Here is a 25,923-nt window from a genome sequence, read left to right as displayed (position 1 = left end):
AAGCGTCAAAGTGCTTTTTTCTGTCATGGGTTTTGGAGTATTACGAAGACAGACCGCCGAAACCTGCAACACAGGTGGCGTCTTCCAAGACCCCGCATGTATGCAGAACACTTGAGTCCCCGCAGGTGTATTCGGTAGTCACTTCGAGGCGCAGCACCGCCAAGGTATTGCGTCCACTGGCTCTGACAAAGGTGACCGAGTATGGATGATCACGGACGTAGCTCTTCTTCCAACCAGCCAATCCTTTATGTACTCGATACCAACGTATTGATTCACGATCCAAACGCGCTGCTTAACTTCGAAGAACACCACGTCGCGATCCCGATGACCGTGCTTGAGGAACTCGACAAGCTCAAGAGTGGGCATCACAGCGTTGCCGCCGAATGTCGCCAGGCCATCAGGCTGATCGACAAGACCCTGGGTGATGCCTCGCCCGAGGACGTCGAGCAGGGCGTGCCGATCCAACGGGGCAAGAGCGGGCCCAAGGGATTGCTGTCAATTCTGATGAGCAAGCAGGCTGAACCCCACATCGTTCTGCCTGAGCATCTGAATGACAACAGGATCATCAACCAACTGATCGACCTGCACGCACGCGAGCCGAAGAAGCCCGTGGTGCTGGTCACCAAAGACATCAACATGCGCCTCAAGGCGCGTGCCTGTGGGATCGCGGCCGAGGACTACAGCACCGACCAGTTGGTCGACGACGTGTCGCTGTTGCCTAATGGCTACCACAACATGAGCGGCTCCTTCTGGGACCGGGTAAGCAAGGTCGAGACCCGTCAGGACCACGGTCGCACCTGGCACCAGGTGCAGTTGATCGACAATCTGCCAGCCGTGCATATCAACGAATTCATCATCGATGAGCAGGGTTTCGTCGGCTGGATCAAGGAGATCGAGGAAGACAAACTGCTGATCCTGGACCTGCACCAGGAGCCCCTGCTGCACCAGGAAGCCTGGGGTTTGAAACCGCGTGACATCTATCAGAGCCTGGCGCTGTATGCCTTGCTTGATCCGGACATCCACTTGGTCAACCTGTCCGGTGCCGCAGGTTCCGGTAAAACCATCCTCGCGCTGGCCGCGGCCATCGAGCAGACCATGGTCAGCAAGCGCTACCGCCGCATCATCGCCACCCGCAGCGTGCAAGGCCTGGACCAGGAAATCGGCTTCCTGCCCGGCACCGAAGCGGAAAAAATGGAGCCTTGGCTGGGCGCTATCACCGACAACCTCGAAGCCTTGCACATGGATGACGAAAGCACCCATGGCAGCGTCGACTACATCCTCAGCAAAGTGCCGTTGCAGTTCAAATCCCTCAACTACATCCGTGGCCGCAGCTTCCAGCAGAGCCTGATCCTGATCGACGAATGCCAGAACCTCACACCGCACCAGATGAAAACCATCATCACCCGTGCCGGTGCCGGCTCCAAAGTGGTGTGCCTGGGTAACCTGGCGCAAATCGACACCCCTTACCTGTCCGCGACCAGCTCCGGGCTGACGTACCTGACCGAGCGCTTCAAGGACTTCCCTAACGGCGTGCACATCACCCTGCAAGGGGTGCCTCGTTCGATCCTGGCCGAATACGCCGAATCGCATCTGTAGCCACTTCACCCAGACCGGGCGGCCCCAAAAGCCGCCCGGTTTTCCATGCCCGACACAATTCCCCATTGTGGGAGCGAGCCTGCTCGCGAAGGTGTGTCAGTCGACACAGAGGTGCCTGATACGCCTTCGCGAGCAGGCTCGCTCCCACAGTGTTCTGTGGTGATCCGATAATCTCGCGTGCGGAAATCTGACCCACAGGTTTACAATCGGGACTCCTGATCAGGAGTAACCCCGTGCTGACTCATCTCGATTCCCAAGGTCGCGCCAATATGGTCGACGTCACCGAAAAAGCCGTGACGTTCCGTGAAGCGACGGCCCAAGCGCTGGTGCGCATGCTGCCCGAAACCTTGCAAATGATCGTAAGCGGCGGTCATCCCAAGGGCGATGTGTTCGCCGTGGCCCGCATTGCCGGCATTCAGGCGGCGAAAAAAACCAGTGACCTGATCCCCCTGTGCCATCCGTTGATGCTGACCGGGGTCAAGGTCGAGCTCAGTGCCGAAGGCGAGGACAGCGTACGCATCGTCGCGCGCTGCAAATTGTCCGGGCAGACCGGGGTCGAGATGGAAGCGCTGACGGCTGCCAGTGTCGCCGCCTTGACTATCTATGACATGTGCAAGGCCGTGGATCGTGGCATGACCATTGAAAGTGTACGGCTACTGGAAAAGGTCGGCGGCAAGAGCGGTCATTTTCAGGCGGATCCATCATGAACGTCACCGTGAAGTTTTTTGCTCGATATCGTGAAGCGCTGGGGTTGGACTCGATGAAGGTTCAAGGCGACTTCGCCACTGTCGATGACGTCCGCGCACTGTTGGCCCAGCGTGAGGGTGCCGAGGTATTGAGTGAGCAAAACCTGATGTGCGCCCGCAACGAAGACCTCTGCCAGCTCGATGAGCCGGTGAGCGATGGCGATGAAGTGGCGTTTTTCCCTACCGTGACCGGGGGCTGAGCCATGGCCATTCGCGTGCAATCGACCGCGTTCGATCCCGGTGCAGAAGTCAACGCCATGCACGATGCAAATGTCGGCGTCGGGGCGGTGGTGAGTTTTGTCGGCTATGTGCGCGACTTCAATGATGGCCTGGATGTCGCCGGGATGTTCCTCGAACACTACCCGGGCATGACCGAAAAGGCCCTTGGCAAGATCGCCACCGAGGCCGAGCAGCGCTGGCCCTTGCTCAAGCTGGAAGTGCTGCATCGCATCGGTGCCCTTGAGCCCGGCGAACCGATTGTCTTTGTCGGCGCCGCCAGCGCCCACCGCCAGGCGGCATTCGACGCCTGCGCCTTTGTCATGGACTACCTGAAAACCCGCGCACCGTTCTGGAAGAAGGAAAACACCAGCGACGGCCCGCGTTGGGTCGAGGGGCGTGACAGCGATCATGCGGCGGCGGATCGCTGGAAGCAGTGACTCCGACGACTTCTGCAAGTACGCCTTCGCGAGCAGGCTCGCTCCCACAGGGGATTTTTGTCGAACACAGAATGTGTGTTCTTCAAAGTTCAAATGTGGGAGCGAGCCTACTCGCGAAGGGGCCATCTGCAACATCCGATTTTCTCTTGACTCACCTCCCGACCAGAGGGTGATTTAAGAGCGCGGGCCGGATTGACGCCTAATACATAAAAGTCCAGTATGGATTTATAAGTACAAAAAAGGCTTCTCCCGTTTCTGCTCTTCTTCCATCTTGCCAAACCAACAACAACCCGCGAGAGAACGAACATGAAGAAATTCCCCCTCATCACCGGTCTGGCCCTGAGCTTGTTGGCGTGCAGCAGCGTGTTTGCCGCCGAGAAAACCCTGCGTATCGGCATCGAAGCGGCCTACCCGCCGTTCGCCTCCAAGACCGACAAAGGCGAAATCGTCGGTTTCGACTACGACATCGGCAATGCCCTGTGCGCGCAGATGAAGGTCAAGTGCGTGTGGGTCGAGGGCGAGTTCGACGGTCTGATTCCTTCCTTGAAAGTGAAGAAAATCGACATGGCGCTGTCGTCGATGACCATCAATGAAGACCGCAAGAAGTCGGTGGATTTCACCCACAAGTACTACTTCACCTCGTCGCGCCTGGTCATGAAGGAAGGCGCAGTCGTGGATGATCAATACAACAGCCTCAAGGGCAAGACCGTTGGCGTGCAACGGGCAACCACCACCGACCGCTACGCGACCGAAGTCTTCGAACCCAAGGGCGTCAACGTCAAGCGCTACAGCAACAACGAAGAGATCTACATGGACCTGGCAGCCGGTCGCCTCGATGCCATCTTTGCCGACACCATTCCGCTCAACGACTTCCTGTCGATGCCGCGCGGCAAGGGCTACGCATTTGCCGGCCCGGAGCTCAAGGACCCGAAATACGTGGGTGAGGGCGCGGGGATTGCGGTACGCAAGGGCAACACCGAGCTGGTATCACAGCTGAACGCCGCCATCGACGGCATTCGCGCCAATGGCGAGTACCAGAAGATTTCGCAACAGTACTTCAAGTCCGATATCTACGGCGACTGATCGATCGCTCCCGGGGCTTTCTCACGAAAGCCCCCGGTGCGCTGCAGATTCCCTGGATTTCGATGGTTTCAGGTTGAGGGCAAGTACGCTCGTCAGCACGATGATCATCCCGATGACGACCATGATCGAAGGGCGTTCAGCCAGGGCCACCGAGGCCATCAGCATGGCGGTGGGCGGAATCAGGTAAAGCGAAATGGACGCGCAGCTCACGTTGCTGTGCGCCAGTACATATGCCCAGGCGAGGTAAGCAAGGGCACTGGGGAAAATCCCCAGGATGAGCACCGCCAGATTGACCGATGCCGGGGCTTTCTGCACTTCACTCCACAACCCCGGTGCATACACAAGCAATAGCGTGGTGCCCGACCAAATGGTGTAGCACACCATTGTCAGCCCGTTGTAGCGATGGGAATGGCGTTTTTGCATGGCGAAATAAACACTCCAGGACAATGCCGCCAGCAGAATCAGCAACCCATGGGCATCCAGTTCACCAAAATCACGATCCCCCGTGACCACGACAGCGGCACCGAGCAAACCGCCCAGCACGCAGACCCATTGCCAGTGGTTGACGCGCTCCTTGAGCACGAAATGCGCCAGTAACGTGCTGAACAGTGGCGTGGATTGTGCGAGGACACTCGCGGCGCCGGCGCTGACCTCTCGTTGGCCAAAGTTGAGGGCGATGTGGTGCAGACTCACAGCAAAGAATCCCAGGACAGCCAACAGCGGCAGGTCTTTCAGGCGAGGCAGGGAAATACCCATCACCCCTGCGACCCCGGCCATGAATGTCGAGGCGATGAGAAAGCGGATCAGCGCCAGATGACCGGGCTGGTAAGCCTCTAACCCGATGTGGATGCCAATGGGCGAATAGGCCCAGCAAAGGATGACGAAAAAAGCCGCCAGGACGATTCTAGCGCCAGGGCTTTTGGCGAAAGACTGGATCTTGCGCTGGATAAAATCCATAGACTGCCTGATTCCCCAAAGTGTGAAGGTGCGACTGGATGGCTCTCGCTCGAATTATCAAAACCATCCAGATTCACTACAAGTGACTTAAACTGACTCAAGCATTCACTTTGGGTGAGATATGGAGCTGTCCCAGCTGCGCATGTTCAACACGGTTCACCATCTCGGCAGCATCGCGCGTGCGGCTGAGGTGCTGCATTGCGTACCGTCCAATATCACTGCACGCCTCAAGTCCCTGGAGCGTGAACTCGGTACGCCGCTGTTTTCTCGCGATGGCCGAGGATTGCGGATCACGCCGGCCGGTGAAGTGTTTCTCGATTACACGACGAAAATCCTCGGCCTGGCCGAGGAAGCGTGCAGGGCGTTGGCCCCCGACGGTGCGCCAAGCGGTCCTCTGCGCATTGGTGCCATCGAGTCCAGTGCCACGGGACGCTTGCCGCGACTATTGGCCAAGTACCACGCGCTCTACCCAAAGGTGATGCTGGAGCTGAGCACCGGCACTTGGGCTCAATTGCTCGACGACACGCAACATCGTCGGCTGGATGGGGCGTTCGTAGCGGTGAACGTTGAACGCCCGGGACTGCAGCGGGAAGTGATGTACCGCGAAGATCTGATTCTCATCGCGTCCTCCTCCCACGGGCCTTTGCGCCAGGCGGCGGATCTGCAGGGCAAGGCGATTTTCATGTGGCCCCCGGGCTGCCCGTACCGCTTCGCACTGGAACAGTGGCTGCTGCGCCATGACCAGGTGCAACCGATTGTCAGCATCGCCAGCTATGGCACCATCGTTGGCTGTGTCAGTGCCGGTGCGGGCGTCTCGCTGGTACCCCGTGGAATCTACGAGCAGTATTGTCTCGGGGCAGGCTGCCAGGGATATGAATTCCCGGAACTGACGAGCATCGACAACCTTTTTTACTGGCACGAGAACGCAGGTCGGCACCCGGCTCGTGAGGCGTTTGTGAAGTTGCTGCAGGCCGAGTTCTCGGGGCCAGGGTCGTTACAGTTAATGTCTTCTTAACCGACCTGTCGTCTATTCCCACGATACCCGCTTGCACGCGCCAGGCTCTCAAAGGTCAAGGCCAGCGTGTAAACTGGCGGGCAATCGAAAGTCAAAAGGGAAACACGATGAGCGAGGAAACGATGCGTCTGGGCCGTGAGCGGCGCTACCTGGTGCTGTTGGGCATCATCTGCCTGGCGCTGATCGGCGGTGCGTTATACATGCAAGTGGTTTTGGGCGAGGCCCCGTGCCCATTGTGCATCCTGCAGCGTTACGCGCTGCTGTTGATCGCGCTCTTCGCTTTCATCGGTGCGGCCATGCGCACCCGACGCAGCATCACGGTGCTGGAGACCCTGGTGGTCATTTGTGCCCTGGCGGGCGTCGCGGTGGCCGGGCACCACGTCTATACGCAGTTCTATCCGGCCGTCAGTTGCGGCATCGATGTGCTGCAACCGATCGTCGATGGCTTGCCGCTGGCGAAGATCTTCCCGCTGGGTTTCCAGGTAGACGGTTTCTGCTCCACGCCTTACCCACCGATCCTGGGGTTGTCCCTGGCGCAATGGGCGCTGCTGGCCTTCGTGCTGGTGGTGGTGCTGGTGCCGCTGCTGACGCTACGCAATCGAAAGGCGCTGCGCTGAAGTCATCCGATTGATGCCAAACGCCCCGGTCCTCGATGAGAGGGCCGGGGCGTTTTTGCGTTTCAGGGGGCAGGCAAGGACACCCTGATGCACGGCAATCAGGGGTGCGACAAGTCTGCGACATGTTGTCACATCGCGAGTGTCGCAGCGCGCTTTCGGGTGCCGGATTGGTGCAGTCTCCTGTAATGAAATTGGTGTGTTAGAGTGCCGCCGGTTTTTCGCCGGCCCAAAAGGAAGCAGGCAGTTTTAACAGGTTGTGGCGATTTGCCGAAGCCCTTGTCTCATCGGGGCCAGGGCGGCATTCAGGGTCGTTTCCGCGCCTTCGATACTGTCTGAATTGCGGGTGGTAGCCCTACTTTTTTTGGTGTTTTTGTTGAGAATCAATTTCGATAAGATGCGCCACTTTTACAGAATTGGGTCAGGATTGTTGCGGGCTGGGATAAAAATTATTTCGGGATAAGACATGGTTTATAAAACGCTACATATCTACAATCGCCCGCACTGAATTCCCGGCACTGCTCACCCTGGCTCTGGTGCATGAATGGCACGAGGGTGTCGAGAGGCCTTCGGGCTTGATGCGACGCCCAGGTGTCGGTGCCTCCAACTATCCGCACCAAATGGAATTGGGCTGTAACAAGGCCTTTGACCACGAATTCGAATAAGAACTCACTGCTGGCCCAGGATTTGTCGAAACGCCTCTGACGCTCGACGGGCAAGCCCTTATTCAATCCAAGAAAAATGCCAACCCTTGGCAGGGTGAAGTGTTGGCGATCAAAACCCAACTGCATTGCGCAAGCTGCTTTAGAGGTCGTGAGATGAGTAAAAACAGGTACCCCAGACTACTAGGCTTATTGCCGCTGCTCGGCACGTTGTTGCTGGGAGGCTGCAACATGACCTTGCTCAATCCCACGGGCCAGGTTGGCCTGGAACAGCGAAACCTGATCATCACCGCAACGCTGCTGATGCTGTTGGTTGTGATCCCGGTCATCGTGATGACCTTCCTGTTTGCCTGGAAATACCGCGCATCCAACACCAAGGCGACCTACACGCCTAAATGGAACCACTCCACCAAGATCGAGATCGCGGTGTGGACTGTTCCGGTGTTGATCATCATTGCCCTGGGTTACATCACCTACAAGTCGACCCACGAGCTGGACCCGTACCGTCCGATCGAATCCGACGTGAAGCCTGTGACCATCGAAGTGGTCGCGCTGGACTGGAAGTGGCTGTTCATCTACCCGGAACAAGGCATTGCCACGGTCAACAAGATCGTGTTCCCGGCGCACACGCCAATCAACTTCAAGATCACCTCCGACGCCGTGATGAACTCGTTCTTCATCCCGGGCCTGGGCGGCCAGATCTACGCGATGGCGGGCATGCAGACCAGAATGCACCTGATCGCCGACCGCAACGCTGAAATGGACGGCATCTCCGCCAACTACAGCGGTGCCGGTTTCACCGGTATGAAATTCAAAGCGATCGCAACTTCCCAGGAAGATTTCGACGCCTGGGTAAGTGAAGTCAAAAAGGCACCTAAACAGCTTGAACAAGCTGAATACGCAGCCCTTTCCAAGCAGAGCCAGAACAACCCAGTCGAGCTCTACTCCTCGGTGACGCCGAACCTGTTCCAGATCATCGTCGACAAGTACGAAGGCATGAAACCAGGCCCGAAGGTCAAGCACGAGAAGAAAGAGAAAGAAGTGGCCGCTACGGACATGAACTCGCATTCAGCTGCCGGGGCAGAGGAGTAAACGATGTTTGGTAAATTAAGTTGGGAAGCGGTCCCATTCCACGAGCCGATCGTGATGGTGACCATCGCCATGATCGCGCTCGGCGGTCTGGCACTGTTCGCGGGTATCACTTACTTCAAGAAGTGGACCTATCTGTGGACCGAGTGGTTGACCTCGGTCGACCACAAGAAAATCGGCGTGATGTACATCATCGTCGCCATGGTCATGCTGCTGCGCGGCTTTGCCGACGCCATCATGATGCGTACCCAACTGGCCATGGCCACCGAGGGTTCGCCTGGCTACCTGCCACCTGAACACTATGACCAGATCTTCACCGCCCACGGTGTGATCATGATCATCTTCATGGCGATGCCATTCTTCACCGGCCTGATGAACCTTGCAGTGCCGCTGCAGATCGGCGCGCGTGACGTTGCCTTCCCGTTCCTGAACTCCCTGAGCTTCTGGCTGCTGGTGTCCGGCGTTGTACTGATCAACCTGTCCCTGGGCGTCGGCGAATTCGCCAAGACCGGTTGGGTTGCCTATCCGCCACTGTCGGGCCTGCAATACAGCCCTGGCGTGGGGATGGACTACTACATCTGGGCGCTACAGCTATCCGGCCTGGGTACGACGCTGACGGGGGTCAACTTCCTGGCCACCGTGCTGAAAATGCGTACCCCTGGCATGAAGCTGATGGACATGCCGATCTTCACCTGGACCTGCACCTGGGCCAACGTCCTGATCGTGGCTTCGTTCCCGATCCTGACCGCTACCCTGGCACTGCTGACCCTCGACCGTTACATGGATTTCCACATTTTCACCAATGAACTTGGTGGCAATCCAATGATGTACGTCAACCTGTTCTGGGCCTGGGGCCACCCTGAGGTTTACATCCTGATCCTGCCGGCATTCGGCATCTTCTCGGAAGTGATCTCGGCCTTCACCGGCAAGAAACTGTTCGGCCACCACTCGATGATCTACGCTTCGGGCGCGATCTCGGTACTGGGCTTCATGGTTTGGCTGCACCACTTCTTCACCATGGGTTCGGGTGCCAGCGTCAACGCCTTCTTCGGCCTGGCGACGATGCTGATTTCCATCCCGACGGGTGTGAAACTGTTCAACTGGCTGTTCACCATCTACCAGGGCCGTCTGCGTTTCACCAGCCAAGTGCTGTGGACCCTGGGCTTCATGGTGACCTTCGCCATCGGCGGCATGACCGGCGTACTGCTGGCCATCCCGGGTGCTGACTTCGTTCTGCACAACAGCCTGTTCGTGATCGCGCACTTCCATAACGTGATCATCGGCGGTGCGGTATTCGGCTACATCGCAGGTTTCGCGTTCTACTTCCCGAAAGCGTTCGGCTTCAAGCTGCACGAAGGCTGGGGTAAAGCAGCGTTCTGGTTCTGGATTTCGGGCTTCTTCGTCGCGTTCATGCCGCTCTATGCACTGGGCTTCATGGGCATGACCCGTCGTCTGAACGCCACCACCAACCCTGAGTGGGTGCCGTATCTGTACGTCGCCATGTTCGGTGCGGTGATGATCGCCTTCGGTATCGCCTGCCAACTGATCCAGCTGTACGTCAGTGTGCGTGACCGCAAGAAGCCAGAGAACATGTGCGAACACGGTGACCCGTGGAATGCCCACACTCTGGAATGGTCGACCTCGTCGCCACCTCCGTTCTACAACTTTGCCGTGCTGCCTAAGGCTGACTGCATCGACCCGTTCACCGAAGCCAAGGAAAACGGCACCGCGTACAAGGCTCCGGCCAAATACGAGCCGATCCACATGCCAAACAACACCGCTACCGGTGTGGTCATGGGGGCTCTGCTGACCGTGTTCGGTTTCGCGATGATCTGGCACATCTGGTGGCTGGCAATCGCGAGCCTGGTAGGCACTGTCGTCTACTTCGCGATCCACGCTGCACGTGACGACCAGGGCTATATGGTCCCGGTTGAAACGATCGAGCGCATCGAAGCCGAGCAGCACAAGCGTCTGGTAGCGGCAGGGAAAATCCCGGCCACCGCCACCCGTGTTGAAACCTCGTTGGAACAGGCTTAAACCATGTCGAACTTAGTGACCAATGTTGGACACGCCCATGGTGACCATGGGCACGATGACCACCACCACGACTCGGGCGAGATGACCGTATACGGTTTCTGGCTCTACCTGATGACCGACTGCATTCTGTTTGCGTCGATCTTCGCGGTGTACGCGGTACTGGTTAACAACGTAGCGGGTGGCCCGTCGGGCCACGACATCTTCGAACTGCCATACGTACTGGGCGAAACCGCTCTGCTGCTGTTCAGTTCGATCACCTACGGCTTCGCCATGCTGGCGTTGTACAAGGGCAACAAGAAGGCGGTGCTGACCTGGCTGGGCATGACCTTCCTGTTGGGCGCAGGCTTTATCGCGATGGAGATCAACGAGTTCCACATCTTGATCTCCGAAGGCTACGGCCCTAGCCGTTCAGGCTTCCTGTCCGCGTTCTTTACCCTGGTCGGTACTCACGGTCTGCACGTGTCCGCCGGTTTGATTTGGATGGCGATCATGATGTATCAGGTGCAGAAAAAGGGCCTGACGTCGACCAACAAGACCCGTCTGAGCTGCCTGAGCCTGTTCTGGCACTTCCTGGACGTGGTGTGGATCTGTGTATTCACCGTTGTTTACCTGATGGGGACTCTGTAATGGCTAATGCACACTCCCATGACAGCCATGATGCTGGCCACGGCAGCGTAAAGTCGTACGCCATCGGCTTCATCCTGTCGGTGATCCTGACCGTCATCCCGTTCGGTCTGGTGATGTACCCGAGCCTGCCGAAGGCCACCACGCTGGCAATCGTTCTGCTGTTCGCAGTGATCCAGGTGATCGTTCACCTGTATTACTTCCTGCACCTGGACCGTTCCATCGCTCAGCGTAACAACGTGATCGCTTTCGTCTTTACGGCCATCGTGATCGTGCTGCTGGTTGGCCTGTCGCTGTGGATCATGTTCAGCATCCACACGTACATGATGGCGAAGTGAGGTAGACCCGATGTCGCTCAAGCACTTTATCCAAATCACCAAACCGGGGATCATTTTCGGTAACGTGCTTTCTGTGGCAGGCGGGTTCTTCCTGGCCTCGAAAGGGCATGTCGATCTGGCCGTGTTTCTGGCAGCCATGATCGGCACTTCCCTGGTCGTCGCCTCCGGTTGCGTGTTCAACAACTGCATCGACCGCGACATCGACATCAAGATGGAACGCACCAAGAACCGAGTGCTGGTCCAGGGCCTCATCTCCCTGAAACTGGCCCTGATCTATGCGACCGTCCTGGGTGTTCTCGGCGTTGCGTTGTTGTACAAAGTAGCCAACCCGTTGGCTGCTTTGTTCGCCGTGATCGGCTTCGTGATCTACGTCGGCTTCTACAGCCTGTACCTCAAGCGCAAGTCGGTTCACGGCACGCTGGTGGGCAGCCTGTCTGGCGCCATGCCGCCGGTGATCGGTTATGTCGCGGTGAGCAACACCTTCGACATGGCCGCACTGACCCTGCTGGTGATGTTCAGCCTGTGGCAGATGCCGCATTCCTACGCCATCGCGATCTTCCGCTTCAACGATTACCTGGCCGCATCGATCCCGGTGCTGCCAGTGAAGCGCGGAATCCAGGTGGCCAAGAAGCACATCCTGATCTACATCCTGGCCTTCCTCGTGGCGACCTTGATGCTGACCTTCAGCGGCTACGCCGGCATGAGCTACCTCGCCGTCGCGGCAGCCATGGGCATGTACTGGTTGTACATGGCCTGGACCGGCTACAAGGCAGTGGATGACACGGTCTGGGCACGCAAGCTGTTCGTGTTCTCGATCTTCACCATTACCGCGTTGAGCGTGATGATGTCCCTGGACTTCAAAGTGCCGACCGAGCTGCTGCTGACGTACGCGCCTTAAGGTTTGGACGCTGCATCGAAAAGCCCCGCCTTCGAGAGAAGAGCGGGGCTTTTTGTTGGCCGAAATGTCATCTGTGGCGAGGGGATAGCGGTTGTCGGTTATTTGTGTGGCTTGTCCAGTAACCGGAAAAACCGCTCCCGCACCTGCACATGATCACCGTGCGCCACGTTGAAACGCAGAAACCGATTGCCGTCCGCCGCTTTGCTGAGCATGGTCCCCGGCGCCAGCACCAGGTCTATTTCCAGGCCTTTGCGGGCCAGTGCCTCGGCTTCAAAGCCATCGGGAAGCCGCGTCCAGATGTACAAGCCTTCTCCAGGCAACGACGATACCGAACACCCGGCTTCGCCCAGCCACGCCGCCACCCGGCTGTTCGACTCATAGAGCCGGTCCACCGTACGACGCATGTGCTTGGCATAGCTGCCATCGCTGAGCATGGTGCAAATAATCTGCTCGGCCATTTCCGAGGTCATGCCACCGCAGGCCATTTTCAGGGTCACCATCCGCGCCGCGAGTTGTGGGGACAGCACCGCGAAGCTGACGCGGCTGTTGGCGGTCAGGGTCTTGGAGAAACCAGAGACGTAAGACACGTTGTCCAGCCCGCTCGCGGCCAGGCGCGGCGTTCGGCGTTGCTGCATGTCGCAGTACAGATCATCTTCGACGATGTGGAAATTGTAGCGATGGCTCAGTTCCACCAAGCGGTAGACCTGCGCCGAGGTGAACGAGTGCCCGGTCGGGTTGTGCAGTGCATTGTTGGTCAAGTAGAGCACGGGACGGTGGGCGATCAGCAACTGCTCCAGGGCATCAAGGTCCATGCCGTCGCAATCGCGGCGGATGGTGATGACCTTGGCGCCGTGCCAGGCCAGGTTGGTGTGCATCGTGAAGTAACAGGGATCATCGAGCAGCACCGTGTCGCAGGGCTTGACCAACAGGCGCATCAGCATGTCGATGGCTTGTACGGTGTTGGCGGTGGTAATGATCTGGTCGACGGGCGCTTCGATGCCCAGGGTCGACATCTTGACCCGCAAGGCCTGGCGCAACGGCAGGTAGCCGCTGGCGTTACCGTATTCGCCCATGCGCAGTGACGTTGCGCGAAGTGTGCCGCGCACGGCCTTGAGCAACTCTTCGGCAGGCAACCATGAAGACGGCAGAAAACCGGCACCCGGACGCAGCGCACCGTTGTCCTGCAAGACTGCGCGACGGACCACGCTGAGTGTGTCCTGGGGCAACAGGTCGGGGCCGGCGTTGGTCTGGGCGGTGGTGCTCGAACGGTGCACGTAATGCCCCGAGCCCTGGCGTGACACCACCAGCCCCTTGGCCCGCAAGCGATCGAGAGCGTCGACCACCGTGGACTTGCCCACGTGCATCAGGTCGGAGAGTTCGCGAATCGGTGGCAGCCTGGAGCCGTGGGGCAGTCCACCCTTGCTGATCGCCACCGTCAACTGATCGACGATCTGCTGCACCAGCGGCACACCCGGCTGGAACTCGATAGCGGCGATCACTGCTCGCTGAGCGTGCATTTTACTGGTCTCTCCGGCAGTAAAGTTCGTTCGATTCTATACGAACTTGCTCTGATCAAGACAAGCATCTCTTTCTACCATCGCTTTACAGACTTTCTGGATGGTCGGCCTATGCCGGTCGATCCATGCCAGGTTCGTGAGGTGTTGCATGAGTGTCGAAACAACGGTCGTCGTGGCGAAACCGGTGATCAACCTGCGGTTGTTCACTATCCGGATCATCACTGCCGTGTCGCTGTTCGCGGTGCTGGGCAAGGCCAACGTCTGGCTCGATACCGCCACCAACAGCATCCTGGCCCTGGGTTATCGGGCCTTGTTGCTACTGTTGCCATTGACGTTGCTGGTCCTCGGTCGCCGCTCCTTGAGCGTCACGCTGCTGTGCGCCGCCCTCGGGCTGATATTACTGGCGGTCACCAGCAACCAGGGAGTGGTCATGTTTGCCGCGGCGTTGTTTGCCTACGGCATTGCAATTGCCGGCTACCTGATCAAGAGCGAGGCGGCCCAGACCAAGGAGGGCGCCGCCTACAACCGCGTCGCCATGAACATGGGCAGCCTGCTGGCAGGGTTGATCCTGTTGTCGCCGTTGCTCACCCCGACCCTGTTTTTCCTCGGCGCCGCCGGGTTTGTCCTGTTGTGCCTGCCGATCGCCATGGGCGCGACGTTCACCTGCGACCCCGTGGTTGCCCGTCCCGCCAGCCAGGATGGCAGCGGCTGGCGCAACAAGCTGCCGTGGGTCATCGCCGGCGTCATCATGGGCATCAAGCTGTTCGGCGTGTTCTCGATCCTGCCCCAGGCGATCCTGCTCAAGACCGGCGAGCTGCCGGCCTGGTATGGCCTGATGCTGATCCTCAACAGCGCCGTGGTGGTGTTCGCGCAAGTACCGGTCATGAAACTGATCGAGAGCACCGGGCGCTTCAAGGTGCTGACGGTGATCGCAATCATCGTCGGCGGTTTTGCCGTGCTGTCTTCGCCTGCCGCGTTCCACGTCGAAACCCTGGTCGGCGCACTGATCTGGGTGGCGCTGCTGTCCATCGCCGAGTGCGCCTTCAGTCACCTCGATTACTTCTCGGTCAAGCAGAACAACATGTTCGTCAAGGAAGTGTCCCTGGGCGTCGGCGCGGGGTTGACCGTGTTGATCATGCGGGTCGCGCCACCGCCCTACAACGCATTGGTACTGGCGGCCATCGGCGCTGGCGGGATCCTGGCCTGGTACTGGCTCAACCGTCGATCAATCGCATTGCATGACTGAGTCATCGCTGTTCCGGTTTTAACTTTGCAAGTCGGGGGCATTATGAATACGACTTCATGCGTAGTAGTGGTGGGGTACAACGGCAGTCGGGTTCACGATATCCAGAAGCTGCGTGACCTGTGCAAGTCGCTGTACGACGCCAGGCTGATCCTGCTGGTCGAGCAGGTCCAGCCCCATGACGACCAGGTGGCGGATCACGTTTGCAGCACTTCACTGGCCGAACAAGACGTTGCGTCATCCCTCGAACTGGTGGTGGGGTGCCTGAATGCCGATCGCTGGAAGCTGATCGGCGTGCTGCCGTTTTCCGACCGTGGCGTGCTGCTCGGTGCGGCGCTGGCCAGTCATTTCGGCTTGCCCGGTATTTCTCCCGTCGAGGCCAGGGCCGGGTTGGATAAACAGATTTTCCGCCAGCTCGAAGCGTCGGCCACCACGGCTCCCGAAGATTACCGGCCGGTGGTTTCCAGCCGTATCGAAAGCCTGCCGGAACTGCGTCAGCGAGTGATCGAACTGGGCGGCAAGGCTTTCATCAAGCCAGCCTGCGAAGGTGCAAGTCGAGGCTGCCGGGTCATCCGTCACCCGTCCGAATGCGACGACGCGTGGCAAGCACTCAAGCCCTATCGCGAGGGCGGCATCGTGCTCGAGGAACTGATCCAGAATGCCCGGGAATACAGCTGGGATTCTGTCGCCGGGAGCACCTGGATCACCGAAAAAACCACCACCGACGGTGCCTACCGCGCCGAGATCCAGCAAGTGGTGCCCGCACCGTTGGCGCCTGAGGTGCAGGCTCGACTGAAGGCTGCCGGCCAGCACATGGCGGGGTTGGTTTCCCAGGACAACGGTGCCTGGCACAACGAAGTGTTCTACAGGGCCAATCATCGCACCTCGGCCGTGGAAACCAACATGCGCCCCGGTGGCATGCACATCTGGGACCTGGCGCGCCAGGCGTTCGTCGATTTCGACCCGTGGGAGCGTTGGGTCCGCTGGGCCGTGGAAGGCCAGGTCGATAGCCAGGACCCGGTACCTCGCGGCTACTGCGGCATACGCCTGCTGCGGGCGACCACGGGCGGCATCCTGCGAGATGTACCAGACATCCCGTCCCTGGCCCGCTCGCTGAATATCGATCTGCTGGATTCGGTGGTGAGCAAACGCATCGGCGAACCGGTCAGCGCGCTGGTGAAAGACAACTTCTCGTTTATCGGCCACATCGTGTTGTTCAACGAAGACTACGAGCGGCTCAGCCATGACCTGTTACGCCTGGCCGAAACGATTGAAACGAACATCGGGATCACCAGCCTGGCGTCTTCTGCAAAGGCGGTGTGTTGAGTGTCAGGGATCGATGTTTTTTGCAGTATTGATCAAGAGGTTCGGTAAATGATTGAGCACATGACTTGTGACGAGCGCTTCATCGCGCTGGCGAAGGAATTCGACTACGACATCTACGGTGAAAACAGTGTAGGTGGGCATTACGCTCCGCTGATCCGTCATCACGACGAGTTGTATGTCAGCGGCATGGTGCCGCGCGTGAATGGCAAGATCCAATTCCCTGGGCGCGTCGGCCTGGACCTCGACATGGCGGATGCGCAAGCGGCCGCCAGCCTCTGCGCGATGCGCGGGTTGGCGTTGATCGTCGACGCCATCGGTTCGCTGGACAAGATCAAGTCGTTGATAAGGATCACGGTGTATGTGAAATCCACGGCAGATTTTGTCGACCTCAGCGATGTGGCCAACGGCGCCTCGGATGTTTTCAGTCACGTACTCGGCGATGCCGGGAAACATACGCGCACGACCGTCGGTGTTTATCAATTACCAAAAAATGCGGCAGTAGAAGTGGACATGATCGTAGCGTTGCGACCTTCGGCGTTATAAGTAAGGGGTGTTCGGCTTTACAGCGATTAATTGTTCGCCTAAGGTCGAGTGACTCAACGCTGAAGAATAAGTTGGAAGACGAGCATGAATAACGTTCAAGGTGCGTTCTTTTCCTATAAGGACTTTCGTCAAAGTCTGGTTCGCCAGCCGATCAAGCCACGGGTGTGGAAGGAAGTTGAACTAACGGGAATACGTCAGAGCCTTGAGGACAGCGATGTCGATATTGTCGCGCTGGCCCACGACAACAGCCTCGATGGCTGCTCGCTGACGCCTGGCATGGCCGTGTCCATGCAATGGTTGATACCGGGCGCGCAGCTCCAAGGTCATGATCATTCGTGGTGGCACCTGTTCATCATCCAGAGCGGTAACGGCACCTTGACCCTGGGGGATGCCGAGGCCGTGTGCGTCGGCAGTGGGGACGTGCTGCTGGTGCCGGCCTGGACCCGCCACGGCTTCGTCAACACCAGCACCACCGAGCCGCTGGCCATGCTCAATATCAGCAATATGCCCCAGGCGCTGCTACTCGCCAATTGCACCGACAACGTCGGCCTGATCCCCCGCCAGCTGTAAATCCCCCTTCATTACACACGAGGGAGTCCGCGTTCGCGGACTCCCTTTTTTCGTTTCTGTCGTGCCCTCGATAAGCCCTTGGCGATGCGAATTTTCGAATTTCTGTATCGATGCAAACGGATAATTTCTGTATCTGTTCAGCGTTCGATCAACTTACTACGATCGACTCGAATGCAACGGATTAATGTGCTTAGTGCAAGGGAGCGTTCCATGGAAAATAACAGGATTAAACTTTATGTCGGCGCGGATTTTGTCAGCGCGTTTGCGATGTCAGCGTTTGTAGCGCTCAAGGAGAAGCAACTTTCATTTGAACTTGTCACGCTGGATTTAAAGGCGCGAGAGAACTATCAGGCGAAATATCGAGATATTTCACTTACCTGCAAGATTCCTACATTAGTTCACACAGGTTTTGCGCTTTCAGAGTCTTCCGCCATCGCCGAATACCTCGAGGAACTCGCGCCAGGGCATGCACGGCTTTTCCCCCAGGACCTCCAGCAGCGCGCCCGGGCCCGTCAACTCCAGGCCTGGCTGCGCAGCGATTTGCTGGTGATCCGCAAAGAGCGCCCGTTTGACCTGGTGTACTTCGGCAAGAAGGACGCGCCGCTCTCCGACGATGCCAAGGCCGCGGTCGAACGTCTGTTCTTCGTCGCCGAGCGCTTGTTGGAGGAGGGCGCCGAGCACCTCTTCGGCGACTGGAGCATTGCCGATACCGACCTGGCGATCATGCTCAATCGACTGGTCGCCAATGGTGATCAAGTCCCGGCGCGACTCGCCGCCTATGTCCGTCGCCAGTGGGATCGCGACAGCGTTCGGGCATGGATGGACATAGAGCGCAAAGCGCCGGCCATCGCACCCGCGGTGGTTTAAGGCGACCGTCAGGGCAATCACCAGGAGCGCTGCCATGCAAGGACTGTCGGAGCACGAACGCTACAAACCCTACAACGCTCGCACCATTCGCGACACACCGTATTGGCACAGGCTGACGCCGCAGTTGCAGGAAGCCATGACGGTCGTGGCCCGGGTCATGCCATTTCGCACCAACGAATACGTGCTGGGAACGCTGATCGACTGGAACAACATCCCGGACGATCCGATCTTCCGCATGACCTTTCCCCACAAAGACATGTTGCTGGTCGATGAATATGACTCGCTCAAACAACTGATCGAGCAGGATGACGCCGCTGCGATCAAGCGCCGGATCGAGGCGATCTGGCTGCGCATGAACCCCCACCCGGCCGGGCAACTGACGCACAACGGCGCGACCCTCGACGGAAAAGTCTTGCCGGGCATTCAGCACAAATATCGCGAGACCGTGCTGTTTTTCCCCGGTGCCGGTCAAACCTGTCATGCCTATTGCACCTTCTGTTTCCGCTGGGCGCAGTTCATCGGCGAGGAGGAGCTCAAGTTCAACGCGCGGGAATCCCAAGAGCTGCTGAGCTACCTGCGTGTGCACACGGAAGTGACCGACGTACTGGTCACCGGTGGCGATCCCCTGATCATGAACACCCGCTCGCTGGCCGGGTACATCGAGCCGCTGCTGGAGCTGGCGCATCTCAAGAGCATCCGCATCGGCACCAAGTCGGTGGCGTACTGGCCGCAGCGGTTTGTCAGCGACAAGGACGCAGACGAGTTGCTCGAGCTGTTCCGGCGGATCGTCGCGGCGGGTAAAAACCTGTCGATCATGGGGCACTACAACCACCCGGTAGAGATTCGCCAGGACATCGCCCGGCACGCCGTCGAACGTATTCGCTCCACGGGCGCGACCCTGCGCATGCAGGCGCCGGTGATCCGCCATATCAACGAAAACCCCGCCGATTGGGCGGATCTCTGGACCGAAGGCGTACGGCTCGGTGCAGTGCCGTATTACATGTTCGTCGAGCGCGACACCGGCCCCAGCCACTACTTTGCGATGCCGCTGGCCCGGGCGTTCGAAATCTTCCAGGCAGCGTACCGCACGGTCTCGGGCCTGGCGCGAACGGTGCGCGGGCCGTCGATGAGCACCTTCTACGGCAAGGTCTTGATCAATGGCATCGAGACCGTCGCCGGGGAAAAAGTCTTCGTGCTGCAGTTCCTCCAGGCCCGGGACCCGCAATGGGTATTGCGGACCTTCTATGCGCGCTTCGATTCGCAGGCGACCTGGTTCGATGAGCTGCGCCCGGCCTTTGGCGAACGAAGCTTTTTCTTTCAGGCCGAAGCTGAGCTGTTGCTGGCGCCAACGCCTGAGTTGATACCGGTCCTGCTGCAAACGGCCTAGGACGACACTTGATTATTGGGGAGACAAGGACATGAGCGGTATCCCGTTTGATCAGCGCGAAGGATTGATCTGGCTCGATGGCGAATTCGTCGAGTGGTCCCAGGCGCGCCTGCATGTGCTGACTCACGGCTTGCATTATGCAAGCACCGTGTACGAGGGCGAGCGCGTGTATAACGGCAAGATCTTCAAGTTGCGCGAACACACTGAGCGTTTGTATCGCTCGGCACAGCTGATGGATTTTGCCATCCCCTTCGAACCCGCCGAGCTGGAAGCGGCCAGCCATCAATTGCTGCAACGCAACCAGGTGAACGACGGCTATTTGCGCCCGGTGGCCTGGCGCGGCAGCGAGATGATTTCCACGTCGGCGCGTTTCAATCGCGTGCATGTGGCGATCGCCTGCTGGCAATGGCCGAGCTATTTCGACCCGGCCGCGCGCATGGCCGGCATCCGTCTGAAGACCGCCACCTGGCGTCGTCCGCCTCCCAGCAGCAGTCCCTTCGAAGCCAAGGCGTCCGGGCATTACCAGATCGCCACGCTGAGCAAGCACGACGCCGAAAACACCGGCTACCACGACGCCTTGATGCTCGACTGGCGCGGCCATGTGGCCGAAGCCACCAGCGCTAACGTGTTCTTCGCCAAAGGCCGGACCTTGCACACGCCGGTGCCTGACTGCTTCCTCGACGGCATTACCCGCCAGACCGTCATCGAACTGGCCCGTGCCCTGGATTACCAGGTCATCGAACGCACGATATTGCCCACGGAACTGGGCGACTTCGACGAGTGTTTTCTCACCGGTACCGCCGCTGAAATCACCCCGGTACAGAGCATCGATGAGCAGCGATACCGACCGGGCACCGCCTGCAGTGAATTGATTGCCGCTTACACCTCAACCGTAAACGCCTGATAAACCGCCAGGAAACTCACCATGTCAGACCAAGGGATTGTTGCGTCCACACCTTATGTTTCGCTGGGCCATCGCCATGAAGAATTGTCGAATCGTGGCTGGACCGTGCTGACGCCAGGGGAATTTGCCCACGATGTCGCGGGAACACTGCATGAGTTCGGCCCGATCATTCCGCAGTTCAATGGCCAGATAGCTTTCGCCATCACCCGCAAGCCGGGCTACGAGGACTTGCCGTACTCCCAGAGCATGAACGGCATCGGCCCTCACACCGAAGCGCCGGTGTACGGCCCGCCACCGCGTTACCTGGCGTTGCATTGCCATAAACAGGCGACCTGCGGTGGCGGTCACACCGGGCTGGTGGACGGCTATGCGTTCTTGAGATCGCTTGAGCGATCCGAACCGGAACTGCGCAAGTGGCTCGACGATACGCCGGTGGAATTCGTCGCCACTGCCAAGCCCGGCGAACCGGCGCAAACCCGGGTCAGGGAATACATCCTGACACCGACCGAGGAAGGCGATATTTTCCGCTTCAGCTACAACCAGTTTCACTACGGCGATGTGAATCCGTCCAAGGAAGCCTTGCAGCAATCACAGGTCGCCGACAACGACTCGCCGCTTGCCAGGTTTGCGGTGCTCGGCGAAGCGTACTTCGTCGAACACAACATCCCGGTGCTGATTCCCGACGGATGCATGCTGATTTGGGACAACTGGCGGATGATTCATGCCCGCAGCCGATACACTGACCCGGCGCGCCACCTGACCCGCTACTGGCTGGCCTGATTTTTCCGTCGCCCTTCTTTTTCAGCGTACCCCCAGGGGTACGCGTTTACAGGTATCGCGTCATGCAAACAGCAATCGAGATCGCCCAGGTCGATCATCAACTGATCGTACGGCTCAATCAGGCCTGGATCAAACGCGCCGCAGTCTGCTCGCCGGACAAGGCCCATATCAACGAAGTGTTCGACCCGGCACGCCCGGATTACCCGGAGTGCATGGTGCCGTTTTTCCATCATCCGACATTCCAGGCCTTGAGTGATGAGCTCAAGAGCAAGGTGGTGACCTGGGGTTGGATCGGCTACAACCTGCGCACGGTCACCGCCGAAGAGCTCGTGGTGAACCCGGCGCTGAGCGTCATCGCCAATCAATACCTGGGCAAGGACGACTGGCATTTTCGCGAAGCGATGCAGCAGACCCTGATCGACGAGCACTACCACACGCTCATGCACCTGCGGGCCATCGAGCGGACCAAGCGCGATCGCGCACTGGACCAGGACCTGGAGTTGCCGCCGTCGGTGACTTACCTGCGCCTCAAGGCCCTGCGCGAGGAACTGCCCGAACCCTGGCAGCGCGACCTGGCGGCGATCACCTTCGCGGTAGTCGCCGAGATCAGTGTCAATGCCTATCTCGACCTGCTGGCGGACGACCCGACCATCCAGCCGCAAAACCGCCGCGTGGCCGAGCTGCACAACCGCGACGAATACGCCCACAGCAAGGTGCTGGCCGAAGTCGCCAAGGTGATGTACGCCAACATGCAGCCAGTCCAACGGGAATTTTTCGCCCGCAACCTGTCGGTGGCGCTGAGTGCTTTTATCGCCCAGGACTACTCGATGTGGGAGGCGATCCTCACGCAGCTCGGGGTCGAGGACGCGCAGGCAATCATTGCCGACACACGCGAGAGCAACAGGAACGCGACGATCATGCGCGACTACAGTGGCCTGCATAAGCTGGCGCAGGACCTGGGCATCAGCGAGCAGATCGACTTCGATTTTCGTCCGACCCTCAAAGCCACCGCAGCCGCCTGAACCTGGAGGTGCCCATGTCCGTTCCCATGTACGAAGTGTTCGCCCTGCGTGTCGGCGCCAACGCGCAGCGCACTGCCCGGGAGAACTTCCTCTACGACGCCTGCTGCGGCGATCCGAATGCGCCGATGCCGCTGGACTATTACTTCTGGGTGATTCGCAACGAGCACCAGGTGATCGTGGTCGACACCTGTTTTCAACCGGCCACGGCGGACCGGCGCAACCGGCAGATGTATCGCCTGCCGCAAGACTCCCTGCGGCAACTGGACATCGATCCGGCGCAGGTCGAGCACCTGATCCTCACGCACCTGCACTGGGATCACGCTGGCAACCTGGGGCTGTTTCCCAAGGCCACGGTGCATTTGCAGGAAGCGGAACTACGTTTCTGCACCGGACCGAAGATGACCCATCACACGGTGAACAAGACCTATGAGGTCGAGGATGTGATGTCGGCGCTGCCACCGCTGTTCGAAGGAAGGATGCGTTTGCACAACGGTACTGTCGAGGTGCTGCCGGGAGTGACACTGCACGCGGTGGGCGGTCACACACCCGGCAGCCAGGTGGTGCGGGTGAACACTGAACGGGGCTGGATCGTGTTGGCATCGGACGCGGCGCACTTGTGGGTGAACATTCGCGAGCGCAGTCCGTTTCCGATCATCGATGACCTGGCGCAGTCGCTCGAAGCGTTCAGTGAAATCGATCGCCTGGCCGACAGCGAAGACCACGTCATCCCTGGCCACGACCCGCTGATCGCCGAACGTTTCCCGCACTGGAACGACGATCCACACATCATTTGCCTGCACCAACCGCCACGTTGACCCTGTAGGAGCTGCCGCAGGCTGCGATCTTTTGATCTTGTTTTTTTAAGATCAAAAGATCGCAGCCTGCGGCAGCTCCTACAGGGTTCTGGTCAGCTCTGGCTCTTGAGGAGGCGGCCCAGGGTCTGCAGTGCCTCATCGATCCTCGGTGAATACGGCGCTCCACAGCCGATGCGCACAAAATTCGTGAAACGCTTGGCGTTGGAAAAGATATCCCCAGGTGAAATCTGGATGCCGAGGCTCAGCGCATCATGAAACAGCCCCATGGACGAATGCCGAGCCGGCAACTCCACCCATAGCAAGGTGCCGCCCTGAGGGTGGGTCACTCGGGTGCCCTCGGGAAAATAACGCATGATCGCCCCGCTCATTTGCTCGCGCTGCTGGGTCAGGGTTTTTCTCAAGCGACGCAGGTAGCGTTCGTAGGAGGGCGTACCCATGAATGCACTAACGGCCAGTTGCGACAGCTTCTCGCAGCCACGGGTTTGCGTGTGCTTGAGCATTTCCACGCGATCGTGCCATTTGCCAGCGCTGATCCAGCCCAGGCGCAGGCCCGGGGCGAGGGTTTTGTTCAGCGAAGCGCAATAGATCACATTGTCGGTGCGGTCCCAGTGCTTGAGGGTGGACAGCGGTTGCTCGGTGTCCACCAGGTCACCGTAGGTGTCGTCCTCGATCAGCACTGTTTCGTGCTCGGCACAGAGCTTCACCAGCCGTGCCTTGTGGGTGTCGGGCATGATGCTGCCCAGCGGATTGTGCAGGTTGGGCATGACGATCAGTGCCTTGATTGGCTCTGGCCCTTGCAGCAGGTGTTCAAGGGCCGGCAGGTGAATCCCGGCATGGGTCGAGGCCGGGACTTCCAGCACCCGCAGGTTCAGGCTTTCGAGAATTTGCAGCAGGCCGTAGAAGGTCGGTGACTCCACGGCCACGGTATCGCCGGGACGGGTCACGGCACGCAACGCCAGGTTGATCGCTTCGGTGGCGCCGTGAGTGATCACAATGCGTTCGGCCGTCAGGTTGGTTTTGACGGTCAGCATCCGGCGGGCAAGGACGTTGCGCAGTGCACTGTTGCCGCAGGTCGAACTCGTGGTATCGAACAGATGCTGGTCCAGGCGCAACGCCTTGATCATGTTGTCCTGCAAGGTCTTGAGCGGATAGAGCTGCGGCGCGCAATAGGCACTGGCGAAATTGACCTTCACCGTGGCGCGCTGGCTGGCCTTCAGGACCGAGGAAACCTTTTCATGGATGCCCACGTACACCCCACTCTCCAGTGCCGGGGGGTGGGCGATCGGCTTGGGTCCGGGCGCAGTGTCGGGCTGGCGAATGTAGTTGCCGGAGCGCGGTCGGGCTTCCAGCACGCCATGGTCTTCGAGCTCCCGACAGACCTGTACGGCGGTGGACAGGCTGACGGCGTGTTTTTCCATCATCAGGCGAATCGAGGGCAGGCGCTCGCCGGTCTTCAGGGTGCCGCTGCGGATTGCGTCCAGGTAGTGGTTGGCCAACTGACGGTACAGGGGTGGCGTGTTCATGATGACCTCAGCAGTCGCACCACTGAGGTCTTGGGCTGGAAAGTGAGTTGACGCTCCCCGCAGGCGGCCCCGTGGTGCAGGTGGGTGAAGGGAAGTGTTTCTCTGGCCTTGATACTGGAACACTAAACGCGGTTTTGCAGGAATCGCGGGCAATAAAAAGCCCCGCACGGGGGCGGGGCTCTGGGGATGCTGGCGGGGCTTACTGGGCGGCGATGCTGTAGCCGTCGAAGGCGGTCTGCTGTTGCAGGGCGGTGATGATGTTCTTGCGGTTCACGGCCTGTTCGGCGCCCTGGTTGTCCAGGAACGTCTCGCTTTGCAGCTCTGCCTCGTCGCCTTCGCCAACGAAGCTGAAACCGAGGAACTCAAGGGCTTCACGGTCGACGTTCAGGCGCGAGCGTGGGGTGCGCAGCGGCAAGGTGACGCTCATGCCGTCCTTGCTGATGGTGAACACTTCGACTTCTTTTTTCGCCTTGGCGGCTTTGCTCTTGCCGCCGCTCGGGCTGCTGATGGCCTGGTGCGTCTGGTTCAGCACCTTGAGGGCCAGGCCGTAGACGATTTCCTGGAAAGCCGGGTCGTCCTTGAAACTGGACAGGATGCGGCTGATCGGGAATTTGCTGCTCAAGTCTTCGAGGGCGGCGATGTCGGCGGCCTCGGCGTCCTTGAGTTGCTTGAGCTCACCCATCAGTTCGTAGGCTTTATCGTCGTCGAAGCTGTCATGGGCCTGGCGGATCGCGGCGCGTAGCTCGCGGATCTGCTCGCTTTCGCGGGTGGACTGGAAAGCGTCCAGGACCATCTCGCTGATGGTCTTGGCCTGGGGCACATGCTGTGAAAGATTGATGGAGTTTTCGTATTCCGCTTTGGACGACAAGGTGACTACGGATTCAGCGGTGTTGGAATCGGACATTGAAATTTCACTACTTCTTTGAACTTGAATAGGGGCGAGAAAGCCCGGGGGCTTTTTCAGGCCGACTAATCTATTGGACCGGGAAGCGGTTGTCACGGTCAACGGGCGGATGAGTTCAAGAGAGAGGCGGGAATCCTTGTAGGAGCTGCCGCAGGCTGCGATCTTTTGATCTTGAAAAATCAAGATCAAAAGATCGCAGCCTGCGGC

The 25,923-nt window shown here is 59.1% G+C and carries 26 protein-coding genes; 22 read left to right on the top strand and 4 right to left on the bottom strand.

What is annotated here, in order from left to right; genetic code table 11:
- Window positions 1-201: 201 nt before the first annotated feature.
- The 5 genes from AC1Q8Q_RS27190 to AC1Q8Q_RS27170 all read left to right on the top strand — a co-directional run bounded on the left by AC1Q8Q_RS27190 (window position 202) and on the right by AC1Q8Q_RS27170 (window position 4,081).
- A complete protein-coding gene (locus AC1Q8Q_RS27190; RefSeq protein ID WP_020796858.1) occupies window positions 202-1,596 on the top strand; it encodes a PhoH family protein in 1,395 nt (464 codons plus the stop codon).
- A 233-nt stretch (window positions 1,597-1,829) separates the two neighbouring features.
- Window positions 1,830-2,303, top strand: coding sequence for a cyclic pyranopterin monophosphate synthase MoaC (moaC, locus tag AC1Q8Q_RS27185; protein ID WP_020796857.1), 474 nt, complete (start codon window positions 1,830-1,832; stop codon window positions 2,301-2,303).
- Window positions 2,300-2,542 carry a molybdopterin converting factor subunit 1 gene (gene moaD, locus AC1Q8Q_RS27180; RefSeq protein ID WP_020796856.1) on the top strand — a complete coding sequence of 81 codons (243 nt, stop codon included), beginning with the start codon at window positions 2,300-2,302 and terminating at the stop codon, window positions 2,540-2,542. Before moaC ends, moaD begins: the two co-directional genes overlap by 4 nt.
- Before the next feature lie 3 nt (window positions 2,543-2,545).
- Window positions 2,546-2,998, top strand: a complete 453-nt coding sequence (gene moaE / locus AC1Q8Q_RS27175; protein WP_033042207.1) for a molybdopterin synthase catalytic subunit MoaE — start codon at window positions 2,546-2,548, stop codon at window positions 2,996-2,998.
- Window positions 2,999-3,304: 306 nt separating this feature from the next.
- Entirely contained in the window at window positions 3,305-4,081 is a 777-nt protein-coding gene (locus AC1Q8Q_RS27170; protein WP_020796854.1) for an ABC transporter substrate-binding protein, read from the top strand.
- Window positions 4,082-4,102: 21 nt separating this feature from the next.
- On the opposite strand, the gene AC1Q8Q_RS27165 is transcribed toward AC1Q8Q_RS27170, so the two are convergent.
- Entirely contained in the window at window positions 4,103-5,038 is a 936-nt protein-coding gene (locus AC1Q8Q_RS27165; protein WP_083348248.1) for a DMT family transporter, read from the bottom strand.
- Window positions 5,039-5,159: 121 nt separating this feature from the next.
- On the opposite strand from AC1Q8Q_RS27165, the gene AC1Q8Q_RS27160 reads away from it, so the two are divergent.
- The 7 genes from AC1Q8Q_RS27160 to cyoE all read left to right on the top strand — a co-directional run bounded on the left by AC1Q8Q_RS27160 (window position 5,160) and on the right by cyoE (window position 12,315).
- Window positions 5,160-6,053, top strand: coding sequence for a LysR family transcriptional regulator (locus tag AC1Q8Q_RS27160; protein ID WP_020796852.1), 894 nt, complete (start codon window positions 5,160-5,162; stop codon window positions 6,051-6,053).
- 107 nt (window positions 6,054-6,160) lie between these two features.
- Window positions 6,161-6,670, top strand: a complete 510-nt coding sequence (locus AC1Q8Q_RS27155) for a disulfide bond formation protein B (protein WP_033038505.1) — start codon at window positions 6,161-6,163, stop codon at window positions 6,668-6,670.
- Window positions 6,671-7,485: 815 nt separating this feature from the next.
- Window positions 7,486-8,421 carry a ubiquinol oxidase subunit II gene (cyoA, locus tag AC1Q8Q_RS27150; protein WP_033038503.1) on the top strand — a complete coding sequence of 312 codons (936 nt, stop codon included), beginning with the start codon at window positions 7,486-7,488 and terminating at the stop codon, window positions 8,419-8,421.
- Between the two features lie 3 nt (window positions 8,422-8,424).
- Window positions 8,425-10,455: a cytochrome o ubiquinol oxidase subunit I gene (gene cyoB, locus AC1Q8Q_RS27145; protein WP_020796848.1), complete on the top strand. Its 2,031-nt coding sequence runs from the start codon at window positions 8,425-8,427 to the stop codon at window positions 10,453-10,455.
- A 3-nt stretch (window positions 10,456-10,458) separates the two neighbouring features.
- The gene (locus AC1Q8Q_RS27140) at window positions 10,459-11,082 is read left to right on the top strand and encodes a cytochrome o ubiquinol oxidase subunit III (RefSeq protein ID WP_033038499.1); all 624 of its coding nucleotides are present in this window, start codon (window positions 10,459-10,461) and stop codon (window positions 11,080-11,082) included.
- On the top strand, window positions 11,082-11,417 hold the full coding sequence (gene cyoD / locus AC1Q8Q_RS27135) for a cytochrome o ubiquinol oxidase subunit IV (RefSeq protein ID WP_007916940.1): 336 nt from the start codon (window positions 11,082-11,084) through the stop codon (window positions 11,415-11,417). The genes AC1Q8Q_RS27140 and cyoD overlap by 1 nt, the downstream gene beginning before the upstream one ends.
- A 10-nt stretch (window positions 11,418-11,427) precedes the next feature.
- Window positions 11,428-12,315 carry a heme o synthase gene (gene cyoE, locus AC1Q8Q_RS27130; protein WP_020796846.1) on the top strand — a complete coding sequence of 296 codons (888 nt, stop codon included), beginning with the start codon at window positions 11,428-11,430 and terminating at the stop codon, window positions 12,313-12,315.
- A 98-nt stretch (window positions 12,316-12,413) separates the two neighbouring features.
- Here cyoE and AC1Q8Q_RS27125 read toward each other — a convergent pair whose 3' ends face one another.
- On the bottom strand, window positions 12,414-13,832 hold the full coding sequence (locus tag AC1Q8Q_RS27125; protein WP_492615732.1) for an aminotransferase-like domain-containing protein: 1,419 nt from the start codon (window positions 13,830-13,832) through the stop codon (window positions 12,414-12,416).
- A 148-nt stretch (window positions 13,833-13,980) separates the two neighbouring features.
- Here AC1Q8Q_RS27125 and AC1Q8Q_RS27120 point away from each other — a divergent pair, with 148 nt between their 5' ends.
- The 10 genes from AC1Q8Q_RS27120 to AC1Q8Q_RS27075 all read left to right on the top strand — a co-directional run bounded on the left by AC1Q8Q_RS27120 (window position 13,981) and on the right by AC1Q8Q_RS27075 (window position 23,289).
- A complete protein-coding gene (locus AC1Q8Q_RS27120; RefSeq protein WP_020796844.1) occupies window positions 13,981-15,078 on the top strand; it encodes an MFS transporter in 1,098 nt (365 codons plus the stop codon).
- Window positions 15,079-15,120: 42 nt separating this feature from the next.
- The gene (locus AC1Q8Q_RS27115) at window positions 15,121-16,401 is read left to right on the top strand and encodes an ATP-grasp domain-containing protein (protein ID WP_083348251.1); all 1,281 of its coding nucleotides are present in this window, start codon (window positions 15,121-15,123) and stop codon (window positions 16,399-16,401) included.
- Window positions 16,402-16,449: 48 nt separating this feature from the next.
- Window positions 16,450-16,944, top strand: a complete 495-nt coding sequence (locus AC1Q8Q_RS27110) for a RidA family protein (RefSeq protein WP_020796842.1) — start codon at window positions 16,450-16,452, stop codon at window positions 16,942-16,944.
- Window positions 16,945-17,028: 84 nt separating this feature from the next.
- Window positions 17,029-17,514, top strand: a complete 486-nt coding sequence (locus tag AC1Q8Q_RS27105) for a cupin domain-containing protein (protein WP_020796841.1) — start codon at window positions 17,029-17,031, stop codon at window positions 17,512-17,514.
- A 210-nt stretch (window positions 17,515-17,724) separates the two neighbouring features.
- Complete coding sequence (yfcF, locus tag AC1Q8Q_RS27100) at window positions 17,725-18,381, top strand: glutathione transferase (protein ID WP_020796840.1); 657 nt, start codon at window positions 17,725-17,727, stop codon at window positions 18,379-18,381.
- Between the two features lie 34 nt (window positions 18,382-18,415).
- Complete coding sequence (locus AC1Q8Q_RS27095) at window positions 18,416-19,768, top strand: KamA family radical SAM protein (RefSeq protein WP_492615731.1); 1,353 nt, start codon at window positions 18,416-18,418, stop codon at window positions 19,766-19,768.
- A gap of 31 nt (window positions 19,769-19,799) precedes the next feature.
- The gene (locus AC1Q8Q_RS27090; RefSeq protein WP_168757267.1) at window positions 19,800-20,672 is read left to right on the top strand and encodes a branched-chain amino acid aminotransferase; all 873 of its coding nucleotides are present in this window, start codon (window positions 19,800-19,802) and stop codon (window positions 20,670-20,672) included.
- A gap of 21 nt (window positions 20,673-20,693) precedes the next feature.
- Window positions 20,694-21,452 (top strand): TauD/TfdA family dioxygenase, encoded by a 759-nt coding sequence (locus AC1Q8Q_RS27085; RefSeq protein ID WP_083348252.1) that lies wholly within the window; start codon window positions 20,694-20,696, stop codon window positions 21,450-21,452.
- A 62-nt stretch (window positions 21,453-21,514) separates the two neighbouring features.
- A complete protein-coding gene (locus AC1Q8Q_RS27080) occupies window positions 21,515-22,474 on the top strand; it encodes a diiron oxygenase (RefSeq protein WP_168757268.1) in 960 nt (319 codons plus the stop codon).
- Between the two features lie 14 nt (window positions 22,475-22,488).
- Window positions 22,489-23,289 carry an N-acyl homoserine lactonase family protein gene (locus tag AC1Q8Q_RS27075; RefSeq protein ID WP_020796835.1) on the top strand — a complete coding sequence of 267 codons (801 nt, stop codon included), beginning with the start codon at window positions 22,489-22,491 and terminating at the stop codon, window positions 23,287-23,289.
- 92 nt (window positions 23,290-23,381) lie between these two features.
- Here AC1Q8Q_RS27075 and AC1Q8Q_RS27070 read toward each other — a convergent pair whose 3' ends face one another.
- Window positions 23,382-24,812, bottom strand: a complete 1,431-nt coding sequence (locus AC1Q8Q_RS27070) for an aminotransferase-like domain-containing protein (RefSeq protein ID WP_492615730.1) — start codon at window positions 24,810-24,812, stop codon at window positions 23,382-23,384.
- 199 nt (window positions 24,813-25,011) lie between these two features.
- Window positions 25,012-25,716, bottom strand: coding sequence for a hypothetical protein (locus AC1Q8Q_RS27065; protein WP_020796833.1), 705 nt, complete (start codon window positions 25,714-25,716; stop codon window positions 25,012-25,014).
- Window positions 25,717-25,923: the final 207 nt, after the last annotated feature.

The organism is Pseudomonas sp. GW823-FHT06B06 (assembly GCF_058795195.1).
This window is presented reverse-complemented; position numbering and strand designations above follow the sequence as displayed.

What these genes read in the sequence shown, in the direction of transcription:
- AC1Q8Q_RS27190 (WP_020796858.1), top strand. Translation starts at nt 202, where the DNA reads ATGGATGATCACGGACGTAGCTCTTCTTCCAACCAGCCAATCCTTTAT.
- moaD (WP_020796856.1), top strand. Translation starts at nt 2,300, where the DNA reads ATGAACGTCACCGTGAAGTTTTTTGCTCGATATCGTGAAGCGCTGGGG.
- moaE (WP_033042207.1), top strand. Translation starts at nt 2,546, where the DNA reads ATGGCCATTCGCGTGCAATCGACCGCGTTCGATCCCGGTGCAGAAGTC.
- AC1Q8Q_RS27170 (WP_020796854.1), top strand. Translation starts at nt 3,305, where the DNA reads ATGAAGAAATTCCCCCTCATCACCGGTCTGGCCCTGAGCTTGTTGGCG.
- AC1Q8Q_RS27165 (WP_083348248.1), bottom strand. Translation starts at nt 5,038, where the DNA reads ATGGATTTTATCCAGCGCAAGATCCAGTCTTTCGCCAAAAGCCCTGGC.
- AC1Q8Q_RS27160 (WP_020796852.1), top strand. Translation starts at nt 5,160, where the DNA reads ATGGAGCTGTCCCAGCTGCGCATGTTCAACACGGTTCACCATCTCGGC.
- AC1Q8Q_RS27155 (WP_033038505.1), top strand. Translation starts at nt 6,161, where the DNA reads ATGAGCGAGGAAACGATGCGTCTGGGCCGTGAGCGGCGCTACCTGGTG.
- cyoA (WP_033038503.1), top strand. Translation starts at nt 7,486, where the DNA reads ATGAGTAAAAACAGGTACCCCAGACTACTAGGCTTATTGCCGCTGCTC.
- cyoB (WP_020796848.1), top strand. Translation starts at nt 8,425, where the DNA reads ATGTTTGGTAAATTAAGTTGGGAAGCGGTCCCATTCCACGAGCCGATC.
- AC1Q8Q_RS27140 (WP_033038499.1), top strand. Translation starts at nt 10,459, where the DNA reads ATGTCGAACTTAGTGACCAATGTTGGACACGCCCATGGTGACCATGGG.
- cyoD (WP_007916940.1), top strand. Translation starts at nt 11,082, where the DNA reads ATGGCTAATGCACACTCCCATGACAGCCATGATGCTGGCCACGGCAGC.
- cyoE (WP_020796846.1), top strand. Translation starts at nt 11,428, where the DNA reads ATGTCGCTCAAGCACTTTATCCAAATCACCAAACCGGGGATCATTTTC.
- AC1Q8Q_RS27125 (WP_492615732.1), bottom strand. Translation starts at nt 13,832, where the DNA reads ATGCACGCTCAGCGAGCAGTGATCGCCGCTATCGAGTTCCAGCCGGGT.
- AC1Q8Q_RS27120 (WP_020796844.1), top strand. Translation starts at nt 13,981, where the DNA reads ATGAGTGTCGAAACAACGGTCGTCGTGGCGAAACCGGTGATCAACCTG.
- AC1Q8Q_RS27115 (WP_083348251.1), top strand. Translation starts at nt 15,121, where the DNA reads ATGAATACGACTTCATGCGTAGTAGTGGTGGGGTACAACGGCAGTCGG.
- AC1Q8Q_RS27110 (WP_020796842.1), top strand. Translation starts at nt 16,450, where the DNA reads ATGATTGAGCACATGACTTGTGACGAGCGCTTCATCGCGCTGGCGAAG.
- AC1Q8Q_RS27105 (WP_020796841.1), top strand. Translation starts at nt 17,029, where the DNA reads ATGAATAACGTTCAAGGTGCGTTCTTTTCCTATAAGGACTTTCGTCAA.
- yfcF (WP_020796840.1), top strand. Translation starts at nt 17,725, where the DNA reads ATGGAAAATAACAGGATTAAACTTTATGTCGGCGCGGATTTTGTCAGC.
- AC1Q8Q_RS27095 (WP_492615731.1), top strand. Translation starts at nt 18,416, where the DNA reads ATGCAAGGACTGTCGGAGCACGAACGCTACAAACCCTACAACGCTCGC.
- AC1Q8Q_RS27090 (WP_168757267.1), top strand. Translation starts at nt 19,800, where the DNA reads ATGAGCGGTATCCCGTTTGATCAGCGCGAAGGATTGATCTGGCTCGAT.
- AC1Q8Q_RS27085 (WP_083348252.1), top strand. Translation starts at nt 20,694, where the DNA reads ATGTCAGACCAAGGGATTGTTGCGTCCACACCTTATGTTTCGCTGGGC.
- AC1Q8Q_RS27080 (WP_168757268.1), top strand. Translation starts at nt 21,515, where the DNA reads ATGCAAACAGCAATCGAGATCGCCCAGGTCGATCATCAACTGATCGTA.
- AC1Q8Q_RS27075 (WP_020796835.1), top strand. Translation starts at nt 22,489, where the DNA reads ATGTCCGTTCCCATGTACGAAGTGTTCGCCCTGCGTGTCGGCGCCAAC.
- AC1Q8Q_RS27070 (WP_492615730.1), bottom strand. Translation starts at nt 24,812, where the DNA reads ATGAACACGCCACCCCTGTACCGTCAGTTGGCCAACCACTACCTGGAC.
- AC1Q8Q_RS27065 (WP_020796833.1), bottom strand. Translation starts at nt 25,716, where the DNA reads ATGTCCGATTCCAACACCGCTGAATCCGTAGTCACCTTGTCGTCCAAA.